Source organism: Pseudomonas sp. B3G-3 (assembly GCF_028640915.1).
Classification (GTDB): domain Bacteria; phylum Pseudomonadota; class Gammaproteobacteria; order Pseudomonadales; family Pseudomonadaceae; genus Aquipseudomonas; species Aquipseudomonas chlororaphis_I.
In genome coordinates this window covers 65769-75757 of record NZ_JAQZAB010000108.1, presented here as the reverse complement: position 1 = coordinate 75757, position 9989 = coordinate 65769, and the positions used below count along the sequence as shown (strand labels likewise).

The window sequence follows — 9989 nt, the reverse complement described above, 5'->3', positions numbered from 1 at the left end:
CAGCAGGCGCTGAGCCTGCGCCAGGTGCTGTCGAACGTGTCCGGCATCACCTTCAACGCCGGCGAAGGCGGTGGCGGCTCGGGGGACAGCATCAACATCCGCGGCTTCTCGGCCAACAGCAACATGCAGATCGACGGCCTGCGCGACAGCGCGCAGACCAACCGTTCCGACACCTTCAACGTCGAGCAGGTGGAGGTGATCAAGGGCCCCAACTCGGTGTTCGGCGGCGCCGGCACCACCGGTGGCAGCATCAACGTGGTCAGCAAGCAACCGAAGAACCAGGCGTTCACCCGCCTCGGCGGTAGCCTCGGCACCGATAACTACTACCGCCTGACGCTGGACAGCAACCAGCCCCTTGAAGGCGTCGGCCAGGACAGCGCGGTGCGGATCAACCTGATGGGCCATCAGAACGATGTGCCCGGCCGCGACAAGATCGACCGCGAGCGCTGGGGCATCGCGCCGTCGTTGCGCCTGGGGTTCAGCGACGCCACCCGGCTGACCCTCAGCGCCTTCCACCAGACCGACGACAACCTGCCCGACTACGGCGTACCGGCGCTGGACGGCAAGAAGCTGGCCGGGGTCAAGCGCGATGCCTATTTCGGCTGGAAGAACCTCGACAAGGAGCAGATCGAACAGAACGCCTTCACCGCCGATTTCGAGCACGACTTCAGCGACCACCTGCGCCTGCAGAACCTCACGCGCTACAGCCGCACCGCGCGCGACACCATCGTCTCGGCGTCCCATGTCAACACCAGCGGCGTGCCGGCGGGCCGCTACCGTCCGGCCGGGCCCCAGGCCTACGGGCGCGACGCCACCACCGAGATGTGGATCAACCAGAGCAACCTGATCGGCGACTTCGAGTTCGCCGGCATGCGCCACGACCTGGTGGCGGGCGTGGAACTGTCCCGGGAAACCCTCGACCTGAAGACCTACAACCACGGCCTGAACACCGCCTTGTATCCACGCGACGGCTATGCCCTGGGCAGCCCGCCCGGGCGCTGGAACGGCCCGGTCAACAAGACCACCAGCGGTTATACCGAGACCACCCTCAAGGGCCAGGCGTACTACCTGTTCGATACCATCGCCCTGAGCGAGCGCTGGGACCTCAACCTCGGCCTGCGCTACGACAAGATCAAGGGCGATGTCGACAAATACTCGGCCAGCCATGTGAAAAGCGAGAGCCTGGTCTCGGACACGAACAAGGCCAGCGCCCGCACCGGCCTGGTGTTCAAACCGACCGAAAACGGGCGCATCTATGCCGCCTGGGGCAACTCCTTCAACCCGTCCGCCGAGAACCTGGCCTCGACCGGCGGTGGCTTGAGCAAGGGCAACCAGGACCTGGCGCCGGAGAAGAACGAAACCTGGGAACTGGGCACCAAGTGGGAATTGCTGGACAAGCGCCTGGAACTGGACGGGGCGCTGTTTCGCGTAGAGAAGAGCAACGCCCGGGAAACCATGGCCGACGGTTCGACCCAACTGGCTGGCAAGCAACGAGTGCAGGGTGTGGAAATCGGCGTCACCGGGCATGTCAACGAGCATTGGGATGTGTTCGCCAACTACACCTTCCTCCACAGCGAAATCCTCAACGCGGCAAACACCGCCTCGGGCATCGCGCGCAAGGGCCAGGCCCTGGGCAACACGCCACCGCGTTCGCTCAATCTGTGGACCACCTATGAACTGCCAGCCGGCTGGACCCTGGGTTACGGCACTCGTTATGTCAGCGAGCGCAACGTCAGCTCCAGCACCCGCGCCAAGCTTGACGCTTACTGGGTACACAACGCCATGCTCGCCTACAAGGTCAACCACAACCTCGACCTGCAGCTGAACGTCAACAACCTGTTCGACAAGGACTACGTGGAACGGGTGCGCCAGCAGAGCGGCTCGACAACACGCTCCTCGGCCATCGAATACGGCGACGCTCGCGCGGCGATCATGACAGCCAGCTATTCGTTCTGACCTGGCCCCTCAAGGCGAAACCCGTTTGCGTGGGGTTTCGCCAGCCCGATCCGCGGGCTGCCACTAAGACCTAGCCGATTGTGTAGAGCCCCAAAGCTCTGTATTGACCAGTCCTGCGCCAGCTGTGTGAAACCCGGTGGACGGCGCGTTCCTATTGTTTACTGAAGCCTGACAGCATCCCAACGAAGGTGGCAGCTCCATCTTGTTTTGCGGGGCCGTCACATGCAGTCATATTCAATCGCCATCCCGCGCGCTTTCCAGTTCATGGTCATGATCGCCATTCTGGCCGGCTGCACCGTGTCAGGAACAAGCCGCTTGTCATCTGACCCTGTGCCTACAGTTCCCATGGTCACAGGCACCACCGAGCACCTCGTGCCGGTGGTTCGCTATGGCCGATACACACTGGTCGAGCTCCGGCCTGAGCCAGGTCAACTCGATCTGTCTCAACAGGTGGTCGACGTGAAGATGCCAGCCCAGTTGTCTGCCACCGTCGGCGATGGCGTAGAGCACCTGTTGCAGCGTACGGGCTACAGCCTCTGCCATAGCGACGAGACGGCGGCACTTTACGGTTTGCCGCTGCCGGCGGCGCACTTGCGTCTGGGCCCGCAGACCTTGCGCGATGCCCTGCAAACCCTGGCCGGGCCGGCCTGGCAATTGAGCCTGGATGAGGCCGCGCGCCAGGTATGCTTTGCGCGGGCACCGGGAGCCATAGCATCCGTCCACGCTGGAGCAGCGCCATGACCCCTCTCTCACCTTCAGAGGCGCGTCGTGCGCCCTGGTTGCGTATCGTCACAGCGGTGTGGCTGCTGGCGCTCAGCACCGGCCTGGTGGTCGTCATGCTCGATGTGATGCGCCTGGGCGCGCCTCCGGTTCTATCGCCGCAGGCGGGTCAGCTCGACGCCCTGGCCGCCAAGCTGGGCCAAGCCGAGCAGCAGATCGCGGCCAACAAGCAGGTGGCAGCGCCCGTAGCGCCGGAGGCGCTGGCAATGGTTCGTACGGAACTGGAGGCGCGGCTGGCGCTGATCGAGGCATCGATGGAGGCGTCGCGTGCTGATCCATCGACGGAGCAATCCCTATTGGCCTTGCAGGGCCGTGTGGCAAAGCTGGAAGCGACTCCGCCTCCGGGAAAGGCGGGTGCACCTGTACCACGCACGAAGCCTATCGCCGCCAGGGCGCCCAAAGTGCCGCAACCTCCCTTTCAGGTGATGGGGGTCGAGTTGCGCGGTGGTGAGCGGTTTCTGGCAGTCGCACCTCGGAGCGCCACCTCTCTGAGCCAGATCCGTCTACTGAGGGTTGGGGAGTCTGAGAGCAGTTGGACGCTTGAGGCCATTGGCTCGGCGCAGGCGACCTTCCGCGTCGACGGCAAGGCCCTGCAGTTGGTGATGCCATGAATTGCCGGACTTTTTCGCTCGGCCACCGGGCCAGGGTTCTGCTCATCACGGCGGGCCTGGCACTTCCTGTCGCCGTGGTGGCGGCGCCTCCCCAGTCAACTATGCCCCGGGAGGCCGATACGGCACGCAGCCAGCTACAGCCGAGTGCCGAGACTACCCCCGACCTGCGCCTGGCGCGCGACTGGGGGCTCAGCCCTGAAGACTGGACGCGCTATCGCCAATTGATGCAGGGGCCGTTGGGCACCTATTCCCCAAATCTTGATCCTCTGACAGCACTCGGCATCGAGGCCCGCAGCGACGAAGAGCGCCGCCGCCTGGCGGCGTTGCAGGTCCAGGCCGAGGCGCGGCGCACAGAAAAACTCCTGTCGTACCAGCGGGCGTATGACGAAGCCTGGCAGCGCGCATTCCCCCACACCGCACGGGTGAACCTGCCCGGCGCTCGCGCGGTAGCGGGAAGTGGGCGCCTGGCGCTGTTCGTCAAAGACGGCTGCGCCCCGTGTGACGCGCGTGCCCGCGATCTGCAGGCCGCAGGCACACCGTTTGACGTGTACATGGTCGGCAGTCGCCAGGAGGATATGCGCATACGCAGTTGGGCGGCACGGGTCGGTATCGAACCAGAAAAAGTGCGTAGCCGCGCGATCACCCTCAATCATGATGCAGGCCGCTGGCTGTCGCTCGGGGTAGCTGGCGAGCTGCCTGCCGTGGTGCGCGAGACCGAGGTGGGCTGGCAGCGAGAGTAATGACGGCTCCCCTCCCATCGCCATCGTGCTCATTCAGCGGGAACGAAGTCCCTCGCAGGTATCGCGGTGATCGCAGCCCAATCGTGGCGGCTCAGCCCATTGAGGCGGCCAGCCACCCAACGGTAGCCAACGGTATAGCCCGCCCATAGCGGAATTCCCGCTTGGGGATTGCCGAACATCGCCCCCATCAGCACTTGAGGTGAGGTATCGGCCAGTTGCGCGCGGAACGTCTTAGTCGCCGCGGCGTACTGGACATCGTCGAGCGCGTCGATCCAGGGGGCCGGGTGCTGACCGAAGACCTGCGCGGCGTAGTAGTCGGCACGCCCCTCGAAGATCAGGTAATCGCCCAGGGTGAACGCTGCCTTCGGGTCGTAGTGATGTTGCGCCCAGTAGCTGTGGTGTAGTTCGTGCGCCAACACATAGGGCAAAAACGTGGCCCAGTCCGCCTGCGGGTGCAGCTTGATGAGGACCTTCCCGCTACCGGCGGTCAGCGCCATCACGCCTTTCATCTTGTCGCGGACGAAGTTGTTGTCGGGAGACGTGAAGTCCACACACAACGTCAGTCGGGTTTGCGGCAGATCGCCAATCACACGATCGTAGGTCGTCTGCGCAATGCGTTCGAAGTTCTGCCGGTCGAACGCTTTTTCGGCGGCTTCTCGATGTTCCCGGGTCAATCGTGGATCCGGTGCGTAACCAGGGGCGAGATCGGCAAACTGTCCTCCGGCAGCGCAACGCGCGAACCAGGCTTCGTTGGCACCGGTCGGGTCGGTGGCCGCCAGCACCTGGGCATTGGCATAGTGAAAATCAATATTTTCGCTGGCGCAGACCACACCAGGCAGCAAAAGCAACGGCCACAACCAGGATTTCAGCGCTTTCATGGGACTCCTGTCGAAATATGCCATACCGGAGTATGCAGAAGAGCTGGGGTGCGGATACGCGCCATGGCTTCGCTAATTGATATGCACAGTATTACCTACACCCCAGAAATCCGATAGCACACCATATCCCTTTGTTTGCTGCCCACCGAGCGTCGAATTGCAAAAGTAGGGCTCCTTTTCACCATGGAGCCTGCCCATGCCTATCTCGATTGCTCAAGCTGGCAGCCAGGTCATTCTCCCATGGCCGCCTCGCTGAATCGCCTGTTCCTCCTGATGGGGGTCGCCGCAGGCCTGGCATGCTGGACAACGTCAGGCACTGCGGCAGAGATCCCGCCACCGGCCTACCAGCTCGCCGCCCACGCCGCATCTGTTCCATCGACGGTGCTGTATGCCGTCGCGTTGCAGGAGAGTGGCGCCCGAATTCGGGGGCAACTGCGCCCGTGGCCCTGGACACTCAACGTGGCGGGCACGTCGCTGCGCTACCGGACGCGCCAGGCAGCTTGCACGGGGCTGACCGAGGCCTTGCGCCGGACCTCGGCCAAGCGGATCGATGTCGGGTTGGGCCAGATCAATGTCGGGCATCAGGCCCATCGGGGTGTGGCGCCCTGTGACTTGCTCGACCCCTACCGCAACCTCACGCTGGCGGCAACCATCCTCAGCGAACAGCACACCCCGGGCGAAGACTGGATCCATGCCATCGGCCGCTACCACCGACCCGCTGGTGGTGCGCCCGCTGCACGCTACCGGCGTGACGTACAGCGCCACCTGACCCGTGTTCTGGCGCCCGACCTGACGCTGGCCTCCCTGAAGGCCTCACCATGAAACTGAAATCCTTCCCTTGCTGCGTGGCATTGAGTCTGGCCACTTGGCTCTCCCCCGCTGCCGCTCAGCAATCTGCCTCGCCCCTGATCGTGGTCGAAGACCGCGGCGGCAGCTCCGCCTTACCATATTACGAAGCGCTCGCCCCGCAGGAAGACTCGCGCCCGCCTGCCCGAGGCACTTCTCCTCCGCGCGGATACAGCGAGGCCGATATGCTGCCGGTGCGCACGCCCGGCCTGACACCAGGTGTGGTCGCCCAGCGCAACATCCAGGCACCTGGGCTCACCCCACTGTTTTTGATTGGTGACGATGATCGATCGCGCGGGTGGCTGGCCCAGCGCCTGGTCACGTTGCAGCAGTTGCGCGCCGTAGGGCTCGTGGTGAACGTCGAGACCGCCGCTGCCATGCAGTCTCTGCGTGCGCTCGCTCCGGGCCTGGAACTGGCGCCGGTGGCCGCCGACGATCTGGCACAGCGGCTGGGCCTGGATCACTACCCGGTGCTGATCACCACCAGCGGTATCGAGCAGTGACATGGCGCAGGCGTATGCAGTCGAGGTCCTGCTGCGTCCTGCGGTCGAGTTGTACTCCGTCGCCGTCTGCGCCTGCGCCGCCTTTCTGTGCGTGTTCGCACCTTGGTCCCTGGCGCTCAACCCCGTCCTGGGGCTCGCCGCTGCGGTGTGCTTTCTGATGTTCGGGGCGATACGCCTGCAACAGGCTTGGCAGATCCTGCGCTATCGCCGAAACGTCCGCCGTCTCCCCCGCTACACCATGACCAGCCGTGAGGTGCCGGTCAGCCAGAATCGCTTATTCCTTGGCCGTGGCTTTCGCTGGGACCAGCGCCATACGCATAGGCTGATGCAGACCTACCGCCCCGAGTTTCGGCGGTACGTCGAGCCGACCCGCAGCTACCGCCTCGCCCGACATCTGGAAGAACGCCTGGAGTTCGCACCGTTTCCACTGTCGCGACTGGCCCGCGGACTGGCCTGGGATAGCCCGCTCAACCCGGTACGACCGCTGCCGCCGGTGGGTGGCCTGCCACGGCTGCACGGCATCGAGCCGAATGAACTCGACGTGACCCTCCCGCTGGGCGAACGTGTGGGCCATTCACTGGTGCTGGGCACCACCCGGGTGGGCAAGACCCGCCTGGCGGAACTGCTGATCACCCAGGATATCCGCCGCAAGATCGGCGGGCAGCACGAGGTGGTCATCGTCTTTGATCCCAAAGGCGATGCCGACCTCTTGAAGCGGATGTACGTCGAGGCCAGGCGTGCCGGCCGCGAGGGCGAGTTCTATGTGTTTCACCTCGGTTGGCCGGACATCAGTGCACGCTACAACGCCGTGGGTCGGTTCGGGCGAATCTCCGAGGTTGCAACGCGCATCGCAGGCCAGCTCTCCAGCGAAGGCAACAGCGCCGCATTCAAAGAGTTTGCCTGGCGCTTCGTCAACATCATCGCCCGCGCCCTGGTTGAGCTGGGCCAGCGTCCGGACTACCTGCTGATCCAGCGGCATGTGGTCAACATCGATGCGCTGTTCATCGAGTACGCCGCCCAGTACTTCGCCAAGAGCGATGCCAAGGCCTGGGACGTGATTGTGCAGCTGGAATCCAAGATCAACGACAAGAACGTTCCCCGGCACATGATGGGCCGTGAGAAACGCGTGGTGGCGCTCGAGCAGTACCTGAGTCAGGTCCGGGTCTACGATCCGGTGCTGGACGGTCTGCGAAGCGCAGTACGGTATGACCGCACCTACTTTGACAAGATTGTTGCGTCGTTACTGCCACTCCTGGAAAAGCTCACCACTGGGAAGACTGCGCAGCTGCTGGCGCCGAACTACTCGGACCTCGACGACCCGCGTCCAATCTTCGATTGGATGCAGATCATCCGTAAACGTGCGGTCGTCTACGTTGGCCTCGATGCGCTATCGGATGCAGAGGTCGCGGCGGCGGTGGGTAACTCGATGTTCTCCGACCTGGTCTCCGTTGCCGGGCACATCTACAAATTCGGCATCGACGATGGTCTCCCAGGTAGCACGGCCGGCGCCAAGGTGCCGATCAACCTGCATGCCGACGAGTTCAACGAACTGATGGGCGACGAGTTCATTCCGCTCATCAACAAGGGCGGTGGTGCGGGCATTCAGGTCACCGCTTACACACAGACGCTGAGCGACATCGAGGCGCGCATCGGGAACCGCGCCAAAGCTGGCCAAGTGGTGGGCAACTTCAACAACCTGTTCATGCTCCGTGTGCGAGAGACCGCGACTGCCGAGCTGCTGACAAAGCAGCTATCCAGAGTGGAAGTCCATGCCACCTCGCTTATGAGCGGAACCACCGACAGTTCCGACCCTCGCGGCAATACTGCCTTCACCTCCAACACTCAGGACCGCATCAACAGCACGAGTGTTCCACTGATCGAGCCTGCGCACGTTGTCGCGTTGCCAAAAGGTCAGTGCTTCGCACTCATCGAAGGTGGGAACCTGTGGAAGATCCGCATGCCGCTACCAGCTCCGGACCCGGATGAAGTCATGCCCAAAGACTTGCAGGCCATGGCTGCGAGCATGCGCCAACGCTACACCGAGAGCGCCGGTGACTGGTGGGAAAGCCAAGGTATCCCCGATTTGCAGGCCAGCGGCTTGCCTGAAGATTTGCTGGATGACTTCACGCACCCGGACGCCTCAGACAACGTTGATGAGCCTCGTATATGAGCGAGCCGGCCTCTACCGCACAGCGCCAGCAAGTTCAGCAACAGGGACTGATCGCGAGCATCATCACCTTGCCATTTCGTATTTTCGGCGTGCTGGTGGGCGCGCTGATGCTGAGCATTCTGGTCGAGTGCGTATGCATGGCCCTGTTCTGGCCTGAGCAAGGCTGGCACCACGCACGCGATATGCTCCAGTACGAACTTGCGCAGCTGTCTGCGGAGTTCACCCGCAGTGCAGTGGTGCAAGAGCCAGGGCGTACTGCCCAGGCACTTGTCGACGAGGCCTACCAGTGGATATTCGTCAATACCGGTCTGATCGGAGACATTCAAGGTGCCGCGCGGCGGGCCAGCGCGGGTGCTTCTCGGACAGCACACGACTTTCGCTACTACCTGGGCGTGGTCTACGTGCATATGGAGCAATACCTGATCGCTGCTGCCTACACGGTGCTGGTGTTTCTGGTTCGGCTGCTGGTGCTATGTCTGAGCCTGCCGCTGTTTTTGCTGGCCCTGTTCGTCGGCCTGGTGGATGGCCTGGTACGGCGCGATCTGCGGCGTTTCAGCGCAGGACGCGAGTCCGGATTTATCTACCATCGCGCCAGAGCCAGTTTGATGCCGCTGACCGCGTTGCCGTGGGTGGTCTATCTAGCCCTGCCGATCAGCGTGCATCCGCTGCTGGTGCTACTGCCCTGCGCGTTGTTGCTGGGCCTTGCCATGAACATCGCAGCAGCCAGTTTTAAGAAGTATCTCTAGGTGCGACACGTCGCTTATTTATCTTTATAAATCAATGCATTAGGAGTTTCTATCGAGAGAATAAGCTAGAAGCTTTGACCTTCATCGTCAAACATCCGGAGCAGCCATCTTTGGCGACGGATTTGTCTGAAACTCTTCCCTCTGCCTGATGGTCAGGTTGCTTCGGGATTTCAATACCGTGCTATATGCCTGCCAGTTTGTGGTGCGGTACTTGCGCCGCCGCCAGTTAGTCTCACTCATCAACCGAACCTCCCGTATCGACGGCTGTATCCGTGCAACAACAGCACGCGCCCTAGACGCTTGCCACTTTTGAAAAGCTGGCTTTCGTGATTGGCGATGTATTCAATCGCCTGCTGCTCATACTCTGGTTCCCGAAAGTATAAAAACAATAAAAAGGTTCCTATATATGCCATCACGTCCTGCAAGATTTGCAATCTAGCCGCAGCTTCAGAGTGCGGCTGTGCTGCCCTCATTCACTCCAGTACGACAAAAACAATAAGTCGGCCTTAGCGGTTCGGCGTGGAGATTTGCTATGCGCTACAAAAGACCTCATCCCATTGAAGCGACTCCGGTGCCTCGTTGTGCAGGCATTCCCACCTTCATGCAGTTACCTGCATTTGAAGATCCCTCGCAGATCCGTATCGACCTGGTTGACGTCCCGTGGGATGGCGCCACTGCGCTTGTTGGTGCGACGGCGATGTTTGAGCTGCTCTGCATACCTGCAGATGCTTTGGCTAGTCGTAGCCAAGTCTAGGAGAA

General features: G+C 62.5%; 9 protein-coding genes and 1 pseudogene. 9 read left to right on the top strand and 1 reads right to left on the bottom strand.

What is annotated here, in order from left to right:
* The 4 genes from PVZ80_RS17610 to PVZ80_RS17595 all read left to right on the top strand — a co-directional run.
* On the top strand, positions 1-1956 hold a 1956-nt coding region (locus PVZ80_RS17610), incomplete at its 5' end, for a TonB-dependent receptor (RefSeq protein ID WP_273864296.1).
* Between the two features lie 222 nt (positions 1957-2178).
* Positions 2179-2697: a PFGI-1 class ICE element type IV pilus protein PilL2 gene (gene pilL2 / locus PVZ80_RS17605; protein WP_435307283.1), complete on the top strand. Its 519-nt coding sequence runs from the start codon at positions 2179-2181 to the stop codon at positions 2695-2697.
* Entirely contained in the window at positions 2694-3347 is a 654-nt protein-coding gene (locus tag PVZ80_RS17600; protein WP_273864295.1) for a hypothetical protein, read from the top strand. The genes pilL2 and PVZ80_RS17600 overlap by 4 nt, the downstream gene beginning before the upstream one ends.
* Positions 3344-4087, top strand: coding sequence for a TIGR03759 family integrating conjugative element protein (locus PVZ80_RS17595; RefSeq protein ID WP_273864294.1), 744 nt, complete (start codon positions 3344-3346; stop codon positions 4085-4087). Before PVZ80_RS17600 ends, PVZ80_RS17595 begins: the two co-directional genes overlap by 4 nt.
* Positions 4088-4116: 29 nt before the next feature.
* On the opposite strand, the gene PVZ80_RS17590 is transcribed toward PVZ80_RS17595, so the two are convergent.
* Positions 4117-4965 (bottom strand): DUF2268 domain-containing putative Zn-dependent protease, encoded by an 849-nt coding sequence (locus PVZ80_RS17590; RefSeq protein WP_273864293.1) that lies wholly within the window; start codon positions 4963-4965, stop codon positions 4117-4119.
* Positions 4966-5205: 240 nt separating this feature from the next.
* Here PVZ80_RS17590 and PVZ80_RS17585 point away from each other — a divergent pair, with 240 nt between their 5' ends.
* From PVZ80_RS17585 to PVZ80_RS34025, 5 genes and pseudogenes are all read left to right on the top strand, one after another.
* Positions 5206-5787: a lytic transglycosylase domain-containing protein gene (locus PVZ80_RS17585; protein WP_435307282.1), complete on the top strand. Its 582-nt coding sequence runs from the start codon at positions 5206-5208 to the stop codon at positions 5785-5787.
* 2 nt (positions 5788-5789) lie between these two features.
* Positions 5790-6314 carry an integrating conjugative element protein gene (locus tag PVZ80_RS17580; protein ID WP_435307291.1) on the top strand — a complete coding sequence of 175 codons (525 nt, stop codon included), beginning with the start codon at positions 5790-5792 and terminating at the stop codon, positions 6312-6314.
* Position 6315: 1 nt separating this feature from the next.
* The gene (gene traD / locus PVZ80_RS17575; protein ID WP_273864291.1) at positions 6316-8484 is read left to right on the top strand and encodes a type IV conjugative transfer system coupling protein TraD; all 2169 of its coding nucleotides are present in this window, start codon (positions 6316-6318) and stop codon (positions 8482-8484) included.
* Positions 8481-9230 (top strand): TIGR03747 family integrating conjugative element membrane protein, encoded by a 750-nt coding sequence (locus tag PVZ80_RS17570; RefSeq protein WP_273864290.1) that lies wholly within the window; start codon positions 8481-8483, stop codon positions 9228-9230. Before traD ends, PVZ80_RS17570 begins: the two co-directional genes overlap by 4 nt.
* A gap of 643 nt (positions 9231-9873) precedes the next feature.
* Positions 9874-9984 (top strand): annotated as a pseudogene (locus PVZ80_RS34025) (agmatinase); the annotation flags it as partial.
* Positions 9985-9989: the final 5 nt, after the last annotated feature.

Coding starts and splice junctions, on each gene's coding strand:
- PVZ80_RS17600 (WP_273864295.1), top strand. CDS start 2,694: ATGACCCCTCTCTCACCTTCAGAGGCGCGTCGTGCGCCCTGGTTGCGT.
- PVZ80_RS17585 (WP_435307282.1), top strand. CDS start 5,206: ATGGCCGCCTCGCTGAATCGCCTGTTCCTCCTGATGGGGGTCGCCGCA.
- PVZ80_RS17595 (WP_273864294.1), top strand. CDS start 3,344: ATGAATTGCCGGACTTTTTCGCTCGGCCACCGGGCCAGGGTTCTGCTC.
- pilL2 (WP_435307283.1), top strand. CDS start 2,179: ATGCAGTCATATTCAATCGCCATCCCGCGCGCTTTCCAGTTCATGGTC.
- traD (WP_273864291.1), top strand. CDS start 6,316: ATGGCGCAGGCGTATGCAGTCGAGGTCCTGCTGCGTCCTGCGGTCGAG.
- PVZ80_RS17570 (WP_273864290.1), top strand. CDS start 8,481: ATGAGCGAGCCGGCCTCTACCGCACAGCGCCAGCAAGTTCAGCAACAG.
- PVZ80_RS17590 (WP_273864293.1), bottom strand. CDS start 4,965: ATGAAAGCGCTGAAATCCTGGTTGTGGCCGTTGCTTTTGCTGCCTGGT.